The organism is Deltaproteobacteria bacterium, assembly GCA_020848745.1.
Lineage (GTDB): Bacteria > Desulfobacterota > Binatia > UTPRO1 > UTPRO1 > UTPRO1.
In genome coordinates this window covers 1-14,454 of the sequence record JADLHM010000056.1, presented here as the reverse complement: position 1 = coordinate 14,454, position 14,454 = coordinate 1, and the positions used below count along the sequence as shown (strand labels likewise).

At 73.6% G+C, this 14,454-nt stretch carries 12 protein-coding genes, 1 pseudogene and 1 riboswitch; of the genes and pseudogenes, 2 read left to right on the top strand and 11 right to left on the bottom strand.

The annotated features are described in order from the left end of the window. Positions 1-17: 17 nt before the first annotated feature. Positions 18-1,173, bottom strand: a pseudogene (locus IT293_07935) (AraC family transcriptional regulator). Between the two features lie 161 nt (positions 1,174-1,334). On the opposite strand from IT293_07935, the gene IT293_07930 reads away from it, so the two are divergent. After that, positions 1,335-2,108: an isoprenylcysteine carboxylmethyltransferase family protein gene (locus tag IT293_07930; GenBank protein MCC6764577.1), complete on the top strand. Its 774-nt coding sequence runs from the start codon at positions 1,335-1,337 to the stop codon at positions 2,106-2,108. Positions 2,109-2,157: 49 nt separating this feature from the next. Beyond that, positions 2,158-2,688: a YceI family protein gene (locus IT293_07925; protein ID MCC6764576.1), complete on the top strand. Its 531-nt coding sequence runs from the start codon at positions 2,158-2,160 to the stop codon at positions 2,686-2,688. 22 nt (positions 2,689-2,710) lie between these two features. Here the strand turns inward: IT293_07925 and IT293_07920 are convergent, their stop codons facing one another. From IT293_07920 to IT293_07875, 10 genes are all read right to left on the bottom strand, one after another. Next, positions 2,711-3,400: an ABC transporter ATP-binding protein gene (locus IT293_07920; protein MCC6764575.1), complete on the bottom strand. Its 690-nt coding sequence runs from the start codon at positions 3,398-3,400 to the stop codon at positions 2,711-2,713. Positions 3,401-3,564: 164 nt separating this feature from the next. Further along, positions 3,565-4,542, bottom strand: coding sequence for an iron ABC transporter permease (locus IT293_07915; protein ID MCC6764574.1), 978 nt, complete (start codon positions 4,540-4,542; stop codon positions 3,565-3,567). A gap of 40 nt (positions 4,543-4,582) precedes the next feature. Then, a complete protein-coding gene (locus IT293_07910; protein ID MCC6764573.1) occupies positions 4,583-5,455 on the bottom strand; it encodes an ABC transporter substrate-binding protein in 873 nt (290 codons plus the stop codon). A 13-nt stretch (positions 5,456-5,468) separates the two neighbouring features. Next, a complete protein-coding gene (locus IT293_07905) occupies positions 5,469-6,392 on the bottom strand; it encodes an energy transducer TonB (GenBank protein MCC6764572.1) in 924 nt (307 codons plus the stop codon). A 17-nt stretch (positions 6,393-6,409) separates the two neighbouring features. After that, positions 6,410-7,066 (bottom strand): hypothetical protein, encoded by a 657-nt coding sequence (locus IT293_07900; protein MCC6764571.1) that lies wholly within the window; start codon positions 7,064-7,066, stop codon positions 6,410-6,412. Continuing rightward, positions 7,063-8,559, bottom strand: a complete 1,497-nt coding sequence (locus tag IT293_07895; GenBank protein MCC6764570.1) for a hypothetical protein — start codon at positions 8,557-8,559, stop codon at positions 7,063-7,065. Before IT293_07895 ends, IT293_07900 begins: the two co-directional genes overlap by 4 nt. A gap of 26 nt (positions 8,560-8,585) precedes the next feature. Further along, positions 8,586-9,734, bottom strand: coding sequence for a hypothetical protein (locus tag IT293_07890; GenBank protein MCC6764569.1), 1,149 nt, complete (start codon positions 9,732-9,734; stop codon positions 8,586-8,588). Further along, complete coding sequence (locus tag IT293_07885) at positions 9,727-11,760, bottom strand: TonB-dependent receptor (protein ID MCC6764568.1); 2,034 nt, start codon at positions 11,758-11,760, stop codon at positions 9,727-9,729. Before IT293_07885 ends, IT293_07890 begins: the two co-directional genes overlap by 8 nt. Positions 11,761-11,795: 35 nt before the next feature. After that, positions 11,796-12,725 carry a hypothetical protein gene (locus IT293_07880; protein MCC6764567.1) on the bottom strand — a complete coding sequence of 310 codons (930 nt, stop codon included), beginning with the start codon at positions 12,723-12,725 and terminating at the stop codon, positions 11,796-11,798. Between the two features lie 41 nt (positions 12,726-12,766). Then, on the bottom strand, positions 12,767-14,122 hold the full coding sequence (locus IT293_07875; protein MCC6764566.1) for a hypothetical protein: 1,356 nt from the start codon (positions 14,120-14,122) through the stop codon (positions 12,767-12,769). Between the two features lie 202 nt (positions 14,123-14,324). After that, positions 14,325-14,454, bottom strand: a riboswitch (cobalamin riboswitch). This riboswitch is flagged as partial in the annotation.

Genomic DNA, 14,454 nt, shown 5'->3' with positions numbered 1-14,454 from the left:
TCGGCTGTCCCGTGTGGTTACGACACTGAGGGCGGGAACCGAGACTCAACGTGCCTCACACCGCCGCGTCGATGCAAGCAACGGAATCCGGGGTGCTCCGATTTCCCCTCAAGTCCCCCCTCACACGATCCACACCTTTTGACAATATCTCCTTTCAAGTCGGAACTCGGCGCCGAGCGCGGAAATCCTGTCCGCCTTGCCGCGGGTCCGCGGCGTTTACCCGAGCGCCGCCGCGCGCCGCCACGCCGCGGGCGGCTTCCCCACGACGCGGCGGAAGGCGCGATTGAACGCGGCCTCGCTCGCGTAGCCGACCTGCTCCGCGATGGTCGCGACGCTCGCGTGCGAGTCGCGGAGCAGCTGGGTCGCGAGCTGGATGCGCCAGTGGGTGAGGTAGGTCATCGGCGGTTGGCCGACGAGCGCGTTGAAGCGGTCGACGAGCGCCGAGCGCGACAGGCCGACGGTGCGGCCGAGCTCGTCGACGCTCCAGTCGCGCGCGGGCTCGGCGTGCAGGTGTTGCAGGGCGCGGCCAACGAGGGGATCGCGGAGGCCCGCGAACCACCCGGTCTGTTCGGCGGGTAGTGCCTCTATGTGCGTCCGCAGCACCTCGACGAACATGAGTTCGGTGAGGCGCGTGAGGAGCGTCGTGGTGCCGGCACGCGGCGTCGCGGCCTCGGAGAGCGCGAGCTGCAGCAAGCCGTGCAGCGCCGTGGCGCCGGCGCCGCCGTTCCCGCGACCGCAGAGCACCCTCGGGAGGCAGGCCGCCAGCGGGTTGAAGACGGCCTCGTCGCAATGGGCGAAGCCGCAGACGAGGCGGGTGAGCGCGCCGCCACCGCCGTAGCGGACGACGGCGAGCTGCTCGGGCTTGAGCGGCGGGAGCAGGCCGCCGACCGGCGTCGGCACGACCGCCGCGTCGCTCGCGAGCACGTGGGCGTCGCCGTGCGGGTACATGACGACGTCGCCCTCGCCGAGCGCCTCGACGCCGTCGAGCACCGACACGCAGCGCCCCTTCGCGACGGCGTGGAACGGGATCAACCGCCGCGTCCCGAGGCCGAAGAGCCCGGCGAGCACGGCAGCCGGCGGGACGGCGAGCCCCCACGGCGCGGTGAGCTCGGTGTGGAAGATGACGAGCCCCGAGAGGCGGACCGCCCGCAACACGTCGGCGACGACGTCCATCCGGCTCCGTTCCACCACTCCGGCGACGCTCGAGCAAGCAGGTCGGCGTCACGGACAAGTTCCGGCCGCTCGGACAAGAGATCCGGCGCGGCGGCGCCTTGTCGGTACCGCGCGCCGCCGGAATCCTCGGTTGGCATGACAACCACTGAAAGGAGCATCTCATGATCAAGCGATGGGTAGTCTTCCTCTTCGGGTGCGTCTCCTACGCGCTCTTCCTGGTGAGCTTCCTCTACGCGATCGGCTTCGTCGGCGGCTTCGGCGTCCCGACCGTGCTCGACGGACCGGCGACGGACGGCGTCGTGGCGGCGCTCGTCGTCGACGGCCTCCTGCTGGCGATCTTCGCACTCCAGCACAGCGTCATGGCGCGGCCACGGTTCAAGGTGCTCGTCACGCGCGTCGTCCCGAGCGCCGCCGAACGGAGCCTCTACGTCCTCGCGTCGAGCGTCGCCCTGCTCCTCCTCTTCTGGCAATGGCGGCCGATCGGCGGCACGGTGTGGGCGCTCGAGAGCCCGGCGGCCCGCACGGCGATGGAGGTGGTATTCGCGACCGGCTGGGCGACCGTCCTCGCGACGACCTTCCTCATCAACCACTTCGACCTCTTCGGTCTGCGTCAGGTCTGGCTCTTCCTGAACGGCCGCGCCTACACGCACCTGCGCTTCGCGACGCCCGGCCCCTACCGCCACGTTCGCCATCCTCTCTACGTCGGGTGGCTCCTCGCCTTCTGGGCGACGCCGACGATGACCGCCGCTCACCTCTTCTTCGCGGCGGCGACGACCGCCTACATCCTGATCGCGATCCGCTTCGAGGAACGCGACCTCGAAGATCTGCACGGCGCTCCGTACGCCGAGTACCGCCGCCGCGTCCCGATGCTGGTCCCGCGGCTCGGGGCGAAAACCCCGCCGGTCCCGGCATCGCGCCGGGTCGTCGTGAAGTGATCCGGGACTATCCCTCCGCCGCGAGAAGCGCCATGGTCGGCGTCGCAGCATGCGCGTCGACGCGACCACCGCCGAGTGCCGGGTCCTCACGTACAAGGAGGGCCTGCTCTCGGCGGTGGCGCACGACCTCGAGATCCGCGTCACGGCCTTCACGATCACGATCGACGAGACGGCGTGGCGGGTCGAGGCCCGCTTCGACGCGACGTCGCTGCGGGTGGTCGGCGCGGTGCGGGACGGGGTCGTCGACCCGCGTGAGCTCTCCGCGAGCGACCAGCGGACGATCGAGGGCACCATCGTCCGCGACGTGCTCGACGCGAGCCGCTACCCCGAGATCCGCTTCGTGTCGGAAGCGGCGACGGGGCGCGGCGACGTGCTGGCGGTCCGCGGCCGGCTCGATCTCCACGGCCACACCCGCGACGTCACCGTGATGGCGCACCGCGAGAGCCCCAGCTGGGTCGCCGAGGCCCGCCTCCATCAGCCGGATTTCGGCATCCGGCCGTACAGCGCGATGCTCGGGACGCTACGCGTCCGAGCCGACGTCGTGGTGCGGGTGACGATTCCCCTCCCGATCCCGGGATGACGCGCCGGCGCCGTGGCGCCGGTCACGACCGGCGGCGCGGACGGATCGCCGGGATGCCCTCGGCGTCGACGTCGACCCGCACGTCGGCGTCGAAGACGCGGGCGATGGTCGTGGCGGTGACGATCGCGGCGGGGGCGCCGTCGGCGACGAGCGCGCCGTCGCGCAGGAACGCGATTCGCTCGAAGTAGAGCGCGGCGCTCGTGAGGTCGTGCAGGACGGCGACCACGGTCACGCCGCGTGTGCGGTTCACGGCGGCCACCAGGTCGAGGATCTCGATCGCGTGGCGCACGTCGAGGTGCGTCGTCGGCTCGTCGAGGAGGAGGATCTCGGGCTCCTGCGCGAGCGCGCGCGCGACGACCACCCGCTGCCGCTCGCCACCCGAGAGCTCGGTCATGCGGCGGCCGGCGAGGTGGAAGATGCCGGTCTCGCCCATCACGCGCTCCGCGATCGCGACGTCGCGCGCGCCCTCGAGGCCGAGCGGCGGCCGGTGCGGGGCGCGTCCCATGAGCACCATCTCGGCGACGCTGTACGGGAACGTCACGCTCGTCTCCTGCGGCACGACGGCGACCGTGCGCGCGAGCGCGCGTCGCTCCCACTCGCCGATCGGGCGGCCGGCGATGGTGATCGTGCCGGCGGCGGCGCGGCGCGTCCCGGCGAGGAGCGCCAGGAGCGTCGACTTCCCCGAGCCGTTCGGCCCGGCGAGCGCCACCATGGCACCGCGCGCGACCACGAGGCCGACGTCGCGGAGCACCGGGCGCGCGCCGTACGCGAACGCGACGTGCTCGACGGCGAGCGCGGGCACGTCGGACGCTCCCCTCCGCGCGGGCACGCGGGACCCGGCGGCGCCCCCCTCCGGCGCGACCGGCGGCGCGGTGCTCACCACCCCACCAGCGTGCGCTCGCGGCGCAGCAGATACGCGAACACCGGAGCCCCGCAGAGCGCGGTCACCACGCCGACCGGGATCTCGGTGACGCCGAGCACCGTCCGCGCCACGGTGTCCGCCCACACGAGGAAGATCGCGCCGGCGAGATACGACGCCGGCAGCAACAGGCGATGGTCGGCGCCGAACACGAGCCGCACGAGATGCGGCACGACGAGCCCGACGAAGCCGATGAGGCCGCTCACCGACACGACGGCGCCGACCAGGAGCGCCGCCGCGACGAACACCATGCGGCGCGCGCGCTCGACGTCGACGCCGAGCTCGGCGGCCCGCTCGTCGCCGAGGCTCAGACAGTCGAGGTCGCGGGCGTGCCGGAGCAGCAAGCCGAGGCCGGCGAGACTGTAGAGCGCGAGCGCCGCCAGCGTCGGGTAATCGCGCGCCCCGAGGTGTCCCATCAGCCAGAAGAGCACGCCGTGGACCTGGTAGAGGTCGGCGATGCTGTTCAGGAACATCAGGAGGGCGCCGGTAAAGGCGTTGTAGATGACGCCGATGAGGAGCAGCGTCGTCGGCTCGACGCGCGCGCCGACGAACGCGAGCCGCACGACGATCCAGATGCTCACGAGCGCGCCGGCGAAGGCCGCAACCGGCGCGACGATCGCCTGCCCGAGCACGACCGGCATCGTCACGAGCGCGAGCGCCGCCGCGAGCGCGGCGCCGCTCGAGATGCCGACCAGATGCGGCTCGGCGAGCGGATTGCGCAGCAGCGCCTGGAGCGCCGCGCCCGAGATCCCGAGCGCGCCGCCGACGATCGCCGCGAGCAGCACGCGCGGGAGGCGCGTCCGGAAGAGGATCACCGCGTCGGGGTTCGGACCACCGCCGGCGGCGAACACGCGGCTCCACGAGAGCGCGACGGGGCCGAGCGTCACCGCCACGACGAGGCTCGCGACGAGGAGCGCCAGCAGGAGTCCGTTCACGCGCGCGAGCCGCGCCCAGGTGAGATGCGGAACCGACACGTCAGAACCGGTCGGGATGGAGCACGCGCGCGAGCTCCGCGAGTGCGAGCGCGAGGCGCGGACCCGGTCGCAGCGCCTCGAAGGAGCGGAACGGGTGCACGCGCCCGTTCCGCACGGCGGCAAGCGACGGAAAGCGTTCCCAGAAGGCGAGCGCGGCGGTCGAAGCCTCCGTCCCCATGCTGCAATCGACGATCACCTCCGGGTCCGCGGCGATCACGACCTCGAGGTTGAGGCGTGGCCACGCGCCCTGCGCGGGCGCGACGTTCACGGCGCCCGCCGCGACCAGCATCTCGCCGAGGAAGCTCTCGGGACCGACCGCGATCAGCGGCTCCCGCCCGACCAGCATGAGCGTCCGCGGCGTCGGGGCGCCGGCGATCTTGCGGCGGACGGCGTCCATGTCGCGCTGCATGGCGGCGACGAGGCGCTCGCCCGCCTCCGGGACGCCGGCGACGGCGGCGATCCTGCGCGTGACGGCGGGAAGGTCCGCGAGACGCTCGGGATCGACGAGTTCGACCCGCACGCCGAGCCGCTCCATCGTGAGCACGTTCTCGTGGTTGCCGGGGCTCGGGAGACCGATCACGACATCCGGCCGCGCCGCGATCACCGCTTCGACGCTCGGCGCGTTGAACGTGCCGACGCGCGGCAGCGCCGCCGCCTCGGGCGGGTAGTCGCAATGATCCGACACCGCGACGAGCCGCGCGCCGACGCCAAGCGCGAAGAGCGTCTCGGTCACCGAGGGAGCGAGCGAGACGATGCGCGCGGGCGGCGGGGCGGACGACGGACGCGGCGCGCCCGGGGCCGGATCGACGGCCGCTGCGCGCGTCGCGAGCGACACCACGAGCGCGGCGGCCGCCGCGAGGCGATGCGGGGTCATGGGCGCGCCGGTCCTACCGCCGCGCCGCGCTGGCGTCGAGCACGAAGCGGTAGCGGAGCTGGCCGCGGAGCTCCCGGCCGCCCCCCGGCACGCGGAAACGGCTGCGGCGCGCGACGCCGAGCGCGACCTCGTCGAGCGCGGGATACCCCGAGGAGCGGCCGACGCGCGCCTCGGTGACGCTGCCGTCGCCGCCGATCGCGAGCGCCACGTCGACGGTGCCCTGCCAGCCCTGCCGCCGCGCGCGCGGTGGATAGTCGGGAATGGGACAACTGGCGCAGAAGGCACGGAGGCCGTCGCCCCTTTCGCCCTCCCCGCCACCCGCACCGTGACCCGAACCGCGATCCGAACCGCCGCCGGCCGCGCCCGCGCCGCCCGGCGCCGCCGGGTCGTCGCCGCGCGCGGCTCCCGGCCCCAGCGCGGCCGCCGCGAGACCGGTCGCGACGAGAGCCGCATCGGCGGCGGAAGGCGCTGCCTCCCTTGCCGCGGGCGGTGCGCCGGTCGTGGCGGAGCTCACGTCGATCACGCCGGGAGGCGCGTCGGCGCCGGCGGCCGGGCGACGCTCGGCGATCCGGGGCGGCGGCCGCGCCGCGACGCGCGCGGCCCGGCGAGGCAGCGCCGGACGCGGGCGCTCGGCAACGGCCGCCGGCGGCGCCGCCGCGACCGCGCCCGGCGCTGCCGGCGCGACCGGACTCGCGGCGTCCGCGACGGCAGCTCCTCCCACGGCACCTGCCGCACCGGGATCCGACGCACCGCCGCCGCGCCCCATCACCGTCACCACGAGCAGGCGCGCCGGCGCCGGATCGGCAGCGCGCCAGCCGCGCGCGAGCGCGAGCACGAGCGCGTGGCACGCGAGTGAGAGCGCGAAGGCGACGAGCACGCGCGTGCGCCGACCGTCGTCTCCGATCCGCTCGCTCCAGCCGTCCGCCGTCGCCGCCAATGCGCCTCCCTATCTATCTATTCGGTCGCGACCGCGACGCCGCAGGTCGCACCGTCGATCTCCGTGAGGCCGTCAGTGCCGGTGACGTCGGCGAGCGTGCACGCGAACGCACCCGCGCTCGGCGCCGGGCCGAGACAATCGAAGCGCACTCGCAGGAGCGCGCCGCCCTCGAGCCCGTCCCCGGCAACGAGCGTGAAGCGCAGCCGGTCGTCGAGGTCGTTCGGCGCCCCGTTCGCGAGGAGCGACGCCGCCGTCAGGATCGTCACCCGCTCGGCCGCGGCGTCGCCGCTCCCGGGCAGGACGACCGCCTCCGCGGCATACGCCAGATCGAGCGTCGCGGCGCCGATCGGCGCCGGGGTCACGAGCGTCACCGTGACGTCGGCGCTCGCGCAGGCCGGCACTCCGCCCGGGCACGCGAGCTTCACCGTGAGGCCCGCGGCGGCACGCAGCACGTTCACCCCGTCGCTCACCGAAACGCTGCCGCTGCCGTCGAGATCGCAGCGCCCGGGCGTGCAGCTGCTGCCGAGGCCGGCCGCGGCACGCAGCGTTTGCACACCGTCGGTCACGCTGATCGCGCCGCTGCCGTCGGCGTCGCCGCAGAGGTCGGCGGCGGACGCCGCCGTCGCGCCGAGCACCAGCATCGTCATGGCAATCGCCGTCCGCATCGTCGTCATGGATCTCCTCCTGGGGTCACGTTCTCGACGGCGATCACGCAGGCGGCGTTCGGCAGCGGCGTCACCGCGTCCGCGGCAATCGCGCTTCCCGGAACGAGCGTGCACGCGTAGTCGCCGATCGCCGGCAGCGGCGCGTCCGCGCAGAGCGCGAACGCCACGCGCAGCACGTCGCCCGCGACCCCGCTCGCGGCGACCAGCGTGAAGCGCAGCCGATCGGGCGCCAGGTCGCCGTCGTGGTCCTGGTTGTTGGGGGCGCCCCTGCCGAGCAGCGCGCCGCCGGTGAGATCGGTCACGGCGGCACGCACGGCGGGATCGTCGCCGGCGCCGTCGAGCCGCACCCGTTCGGGATCGTAGTCGAGCACGGCGCTCGCGGCCCCGAGCAGCGGGCCGCCGGTCACGAGCCCGATCGTCACCCGCGAGACGCGCGCCGCGTCGCGCGGGCAGAAGACCGGCGTCGCGGTCGGAGTCGGCGACGGCGTGAAGGTCGGCGAGGCGCTCGGCGTGGCGGTCGGGGTCGGGGTCGAGGTGGGCGTCGGCGTCGGCGGCACGGCGGCGCACGCCGCCGGATAGTCGGCGACGCCCGGCGCAGCGCCCGCGAGCGCGCAATCGATGCGGGCTGCCGCGCTGCAGTCGAAGCACGCGACCACGTCGACGAAGCTCGCGATCGCGGTGTCGCAGAGACCGACCTCCGGACACGCGGGCGCGGTGCCGACGAGCTCACGCGCGAGATCGTCGCCGCCGCCGCAGCGCTTGTCGACGCCGCCGCACGCCTTGCAGACGGCGGCCTCCGCCTTGGCCCGCGCCTTCGCGAGCTTCGCCGCCGCCTTGCCGTTGCCCGGAAGCGGGCACGGCGCCGAATGCGTGCCGGCGAGGCGGCCGTCGAGGCAACGCGCGCCGGCCGCGAGCCGGGCGGCCGCGAGCGCCGTCGCGGCGCCGGCCACCGCCTTCTGACAGCGCACGACCGCCTTCTGCGTCTTCGCGTCGGCGGCGGCGAACGGCGCGTATGCGAGCGCGACGCCGCGGCCGATCGCGGCGTCGGCGAGGCAGGCGACGCAAGCCGGGACGTCGCCGCAGCCCGCGAGCGCCGCCGTGCAGCCGCTGCCCTCGAGCTCCGGGCACGCGCCCGGCCACGCGATCGCCGCGAGCGACGGGTCGTCGGCGGTGCCGCAGCGTCCGTCGGCGCCGCCGCAGGCGCGAGCGACCACCGCCGCGAGCTTCCCGGTCGCAGTCGCGAACGCCGCGCCGATCGCCGGCTCGTCGCGGCAGGCGGTGAGCGCCGGAAGCTTCCCCTTGCGCTTCGCGTCCTCGCACTTGCGGAGCGCGGCGAGCCGCGCCCGCGCGAGCTTCGCGGCGTCGCGCACGATCGCCCGCCGGCACGCGAGCACGGGGTCGGCTCCCGCTGCCGCCGCGAGCGGCGCAGCGACGACACCGGCCACGACGAGCACCCCGACCCAGCGCCGCAGCCGCGCCCCACGCCCTTCCGTGCCTCGCATCCCTCCCCTCCTTCTCATGGTCCCGTTCATGGTCCCGTCACGAACACGACGTCGAAGGGGGCGAGCCCGGTGTCGATCGGCGACGGCGCCAGCTCCGCGTCGTCGGCGATCGCGAAGCGCCGCACGCCGGGCCGCTTCAAGGTCCGGTCGGTGAGGTAGAGGGTCGCGCGGTCCGGCCCGAGCGCGACGTCGACCAGGAACTCGTCGCCCGCCGCGAGGGTCCGGATGACCTGGCGCGTCGTCGGGTCGAAACGCACGACCCGGCTCCGCGCCGTCTCGTCGAGAAGGATCGCGTAGGCGTGGTGGTCGTCGATCAGCACGACGTCGGTCACGTTGCCGCCGAGGTCCTGCTCGGTGACGAAGAAGCCCTCGGCGCGCATGGTCGTCGGGTCGACGCGCTCGACGCCGCCGTCGTCGAGCCGGCCGAGCTCGCCGACCTCGTTCAGCACGAGCTTCCCCGTCGCCGGATCGGGCGTGAGCCCGGCCGATTCCGTGAACGGGTTCGTCCCGGTGAGGTCGATCGCGCCGACCAGCCTGTCGGTCGCGACGTCGATCACGGCGATCGTGCTGCGGTCGCTCGGACGGAAGAAGTTCCGGCGGTCGAGGCGCTGGAGGGTCACGTAGAGCGTGCCCCCGATCACGACGGCCTGGTCCATCTCGGGAAGGCCGTCGCCGTCGGCGAGCGCCGCGAGGTCGATCGTGCCGCGCGCGAAGCGGGCGCAGTCGGCCCCCGTGGTCGGATCGACGATCAGGAGCGTCGTCCGCTCGTAGCGCGTCACGTAGGCCTTGTCGGGCGCGGCGAAGGCGATGTCGTGCGGGTTCGCGCCGTTGTCGACCGAGCACTGCCAGCGGGTCGCGTAGCCCGCCGCCGGGTCGATCGCCTGGATGTTGTCGCCGCCGAGCCGGTTCACGACGTACACGAGGCCGTCGTGGACGCGCGCCACCGCGTCGGAGTGGATGCGCTCGACGTTCTTCGCGACGGCGTCGGGCTGGAGGACCGGGAAGACCGCGAAGGAGCCGGTCTGGAAATCGGTCGTCACGACGAACGCGCTCGTGCCCGCGAGCGGCGGCGGCGTGTCGCCCGGCGTGCGGTCTTCGACCCCGCCCGAGCTGCACGCCGCGAGCGCGGCCGCGAGCAGCAGGAGGGCGCACGCGCACCGGTACCCGTCAGCCACGCGGCCCCTGCCCTTCCCACGCCCAGCGCACCGTCCCAAAGAACGCGCGTCCCGGCAGCGGATAACCGGCGACGTCCTCGACCTGGTTGTCGGTGAAGTTCCGGACCTCGAAGGTCACGAGGAGCGGGATGCGCGCGAGCGCGCCCCTCCGAAAGCGGCGGCCGAGCGCCGCGAGGTCGGCCTCGACGCCGACCGTATGGATCGCGCGCGCGTTCACGACCAGGAAGTTCGCCTGGTCGAGGAAGTTCTCGGCGACGAAGCCGAGCTCGTAGAACAGCCGTCCTTCGTCACGCCGGTACTCGGTGCGGTGGTAGAGCTCGTGGCGCGGCCGGCCGGGAAGCTGGTTCCCGTCGCGGGCCGGGATGCCGCTCTCGTCGCGCGCGTCCTGGTAGGTGTAGTTGAGCCCGAGCCGCAGGTGCTCGGAGACGTCGGCGCCGGCGGCGAGCTCGCAGCCGACCGTGCGCGCGCGGTCGACATTCCGGAAGATCGACGTCCGTTGCGAGTTCTGCACGAGCACGATCAGGTCGTCGACGACGGCGACGAAGCCGACGGCCTCGAGGCGGAGACGCCGCGCCCACCCGAGGCGGTCGCGCGTCAGCACGACACCGAGGTCGGCGTTCAGGCCGCGCTCGGGGTCGAGGTTCGGGTTGCCGAGGATCGAGCCGCGGTTGCCGAAGAGCTCGGTGAAGTTCGGCGCGCGCTCGACGCGGGCGACGTTCGCCTTGAACGCGACGCCATCCGCGGCGTCGAACCGCAGGCCGAGACGCGGCGTCAGCAGGTCGTGGCTGCCGCCCCGGCTCGCGCGCGTGATCCGCCCGGACGCCTCGCCCGGATCGCTGAAGTCGTCGTGCAGGTGCTCCCAGCGGAACGTCGGCTGCACGAGCAGGCGGTCGTCGAAGAAGCCGATCGTGTCGCCGGCCGCGAGATCGAAGCGGATCCGACTCTGGTCGGGGCCGTTCGGATCGGCGGCGAGCGTGTCCGCGGGCGTGAAGACCTGGCCGCCGACGTCGGCGCGCGCCTCGAGCGCATGCCGGCCGATCCGGGTCGAGAGGAGGTTGTCGAGCGCGCCGGTATACGTGCGGTTGTCGGTCGCGACGTTGCCGAGCCCGATCTCGCCCTCGGCGTCGCGGAAGCGCTCGCGCTCGAAGACGAAGGACCCCGTGCTGCTGAGGTCGACGGGGAGCCCCGCGAGGCCGGGCCGCTCGAAGCGCACGTAGCTCAGGCTCCGGAGATCACGGAGCGACGCGTCGTCCGCCTGGAACGCGCCGATCCCCGGCACGCCCTGGTGGTTCGCGAAGAATTCCGTGAGACCGGTGACGGCGCCCCCCGACGCGAGCGCCCAGCGCACCTTGGCGAGCACCTCGGCGGAATCGAAGGCATTGTTGCGGCGCTTCGCCTCACGGTCGTCGTCGGGGTTCTGGAGCGTGCCGTTGTCGTCCTCGAACGTGAAATCGCCGTCGCTGCCGAGATACGTGGCGGAGAGGAAACCCGACACCGGCCCGCGCACCGTCGAGCCGGCGACGCTCGCCTTGCGCGTCCCGAACGAACCGCCCCCCGCGAGGAGCGAGAAGCGCGGCACGCCGTCGGGGGCGCGCGAGACGAGGTTCACCGCGCCCGCGAGCGCGGACGCCGAGAGCGCGAGCGGCGACACCCCGCGGTACACCTCGACGGCGCCGAGCTGGTCGAGCGGCAAGTCGGCGAGGTTCACGGTCTCGCTGCGGGCGCGCGTGAGCGCGACGCCGTCGAAGAAGACGCCGACCTGCCCCGGCGTGCTGCCGCGGATCGAGACCGTCGCGAAGTCGCCGAGGCCCCCGAAGCGCCGCACCGACACGCCGACCGTCTCGTCGAGCACGTCGGCGAGCGTGTCGATCTCGGCGGGCTGGTCGGCGATCGGCACGACCGTCGCGAAGGCGCTCTCGTCCCTCGGCGCGGGCGCGGCCTCGGACGCGCTCCGTACCTCGATCGTGCCGAGTAGCGGGTCCTCCGCGAAGGCCGTCGCGGCGATCATCGCCGAGAGGGAGAGCATGGCCGCGAGACCCGCACGTCCATGGAGGATCGCGATCACTCGCAGAGCGTAAACGGCGCCGTGAGCCCCGACGCGAGGCGCAGGCAGAGCAACACGTCGGCGGCGGCGAGCCGGCAATCGCCGTTCGCGTCCCCGCACGAGCGGCCGCCGCAGGACGCCGGCCCGCAGAGGTTCACCGCGTTCGGCAACTCGGACACCTCGCGGAGGAGCAGCAGGACGTCGTTCGGCTTCACGCTGCCGTTGCCGTCGGCGTCGCAGCACGCCGCACAGGTGCCTTCCGAATGGATCGCGATCGCCGCGTCGAGGTCGAATCCCGACTTGCCGACGCCCGGCGTGGGGAAGTGGTTGCCGACGTCGTCGATTGCGGCGCCCGGGTCGGTGATGCGGAGCCAGCGCGCGCTCGCGAGCCCGATCGTCGCGAGGTCGAACTGGTCGCCGCCCGAGACCGCGGGATCGCGCGGATCGATCACGTTCGTGTCCACGTTGGCGTACACCGGCGTGCGTCCCGCCATCCCGGAGAGATCCTGTCCGCCCGCGCCGTGCGGGAACTCGACGAAGGTCACACCGTCCGCGCTCGCCGCCACCACCGCCACCTCGGTGAAGATGCCGAGCCCCGGCGAGTTGAAGGCGTTCTCGAAGATCGTGACGTCGGGGCCGGGACCGTCGACGATGCGGTTGTCCGTGAAGGCGACCGTGATGCCGCCACCGTTCCCGAGCGAGACCACGTCGAGCGAACCGGCGCTCTGCCCGAGCCCGCGCGGCGCGCCGAGCACGACGTCGGGAAGGAGGTTCTCGGTGCCGCCCTCACCCGCGTTGAAGCCCCCGTTCTGCCCCATGGTGTAGGACACCACGTCGTCGAGGCAGGGATCGGCGGCCGCCGGCGCCGGCGCGAGGCACGCGAGAGCGAGAGCCATTCCCACCATTCCGCTCCGCAGCCGCGCCGAGACGGCGATCGATGTCGTCATGGCTCTCGCCCTCCTCCGGATCATCGCCGGGCGGGCCGCGCTTACGGCCGGCACCGCAACGACAGCACGTCCTTGTCGCGGCGCTTCCCCGCCCAGGACGCGTCGAACACGATCGTCCGCCCCTTGCCGTCGGCCGTGACCGGCACGATCGTCGTGCCGCTGCACGTCGGGCCGGCGGCCGGAAGCGCCGCCGACACGGCCGACGCGATCGCAGCGGCGGCGGTCGCGAGACGCTTGCTGGTCACGGTGACCGCGTCGATCCCGACCGGCGCGCACTTGGGCGCGCGCGCGTCGGCGATCGCGAGGCACGCGCCGACCCAGAAGACGCAGGCGCCGTTCGCAACCCCGTCGCGGTCGCACGCCGGATCTCCGTCGGTACACTCCCAGCGATTCTTGGGCTTCCCGGACGACGAGCGGACCGGCGCGCCGCCGAACGTCTCGACGTGACATTCCTTGGAGCCGCCGCCCCCCGGCGTCAGCGCGTCGACCGGCGTCAGGGTGTCGATGCGGGTCGTGCCGAAGTCGAGGACCATCACTTGGCGGCTCGGCCCATCGATCGTGAGGCCGCTCGAGAAGCCGAACCCCGACGCGATCTCGTCGACGGCGCCGTTCGGCGCGATGGCGATCACGGTCGAGCTCGAGAAATCGCCGGTGAATCCGCCCGTCAGGAGCAGGTCGCCGTCCGCGTCGACCGCCTGGTCGTACGATCCGCTGAGCCCGGTCGCAAGCGGCGCGATGGCGACCCCGGCGAGCGAGTAGCGGATGACGTTGCCGCTGAAGAACGCGTCGACGTTGCCGATCAGGAGCTCGCCGCCCGAGAGGCTCAACGAAACGCCGGAGGTGTAGTCGAGCCCGGTGACGAGGTCGCTCGGCACCCCGGAGGAGATCCGCACCACCCGCCCGCTACCCGGCCCGGCGGCGTCCCCGACGAGCACGTCGCCGCCCGGGAGGGGCAGCACGGCCTGTGCCGCCGGGATCGATCCGCTCGGCAGCAGCGTCAGCGTGGCGGCGTCGATCGGCGACACGACCGAGCGCGGATCCGCCAACGCATAGATCGTGTCGCCGTTGGTCGCGCCCGGGAGCTCGCCCGCGTTGTCGGTGAAGAGCAGGCGATCGTTCGCGGCATCGTACACGATCGCGCCGATCGCGTTCAGGTTCGAGACGATCGTGAACACCCCCCCGTTCGGGTCGAGTCGGATGATCGACTGGCCACCCGCGCCGAACGAGCCCTGCCCGATGGCGATCGACGCGCCGACGACGGCGACGTCGGCCGCGTTCACGATCGGGAGCGGAATCGTACCGACGACGTAGGCCGGATCGGCTACGATCGCCGCCGGCGCCGAGCGCGCGATCGCAACGGCCAGGAGAGCGGACAAGACGAGGGAGAAGCGACGCATGAGGTCCTCCTCGACGCCACTACCCGTGACGTCGCATTGGGCCCTCGCGACGGGGGCGCGGAACGCGGAGCCGAGAACGGAGCGCGGGGCGCGGCGGCGGGCCGGCGCGCGGTCGACGAGCGGGCGTCGTGCCCGATCGTCCAGTGGATGTGCGTTCGTTCGTCGGTCATGGCTCCCGGCCCCACTTTCCCGAGGGACGGTTGAACGAGCTGCCTCGAGGGCTAGGTCTCCTGGCTCGTCGGCGACCTACTTGCGCCGCCTTCCCACCCGAAGGGGCAGTGGCCTGCGTGCGCGTTCGTTCCGACTCACAGTGGCGGGAGCCGCGCCGGATT

Coding starts and splice junctions, on each gene's coding strand:
- IT293_07880 (MCC6764567.1), bottom strand. CDS start 12,725: ATGACGACATCGATCGCCGTCTCGGCGCGGCTGCGGAGCGGAATGGTG.
- IT293_07900 (MCC6764571.1), bottom strand. CDS start 7,066: ATGACGACGATGCGGACGGCGATTGCCATGACGATGCTGGTGCTCGGC.
- IT293_07875 (MCC6764566.1), bottom strand. CDS start 14,122: ATGCGTCGCTTCTCCCTCGTCTTGTCCGCTCTCCTGGCCGTTGCGATC.
- IT293_07895 (MCC6764570.1), bottom strand. CDS start 8,559: ATGCGAGGCACGGAAGGGCGTGGGGCGCGGCTGCGGCGCTGGGTCGGG.
- IT293_07920 (MCC6764575.1), bottom strand. CDS start 3,400: ATGGTGGCGCTCGCCGGGCCGAACGGCTCGGGGAAGTCGACGCTCCTG.
- IT293_07925 (MCC6764576.1), top strand. CDS start 2,158: ATGCGCGTCGACGCGACCACCGCCGAGTGCCGGGTCCTCACGTACAAG.
- IT293_07885 (MCC6764568.1), bottom strand. CDS start 11,760: ATGCTCTCCCTCTCGGCGATGATCGCCGCGACGGCCTTCGCGGAGGAC.
- IT293_07910 (MCC6764573.1), bottom strand. CDS start 5,455: ATGACCCCGCATCGCCTCGCGGCGGCCGCCGCGCTCGTGGTGTCGCTC.
- IT293_07930 (MCC6764577.1), top strand. CDS start 1,335: ATGATCAAGCGATGGGTAGTCTTCCTCTTCGGGTGCGTCTCCTACGCG.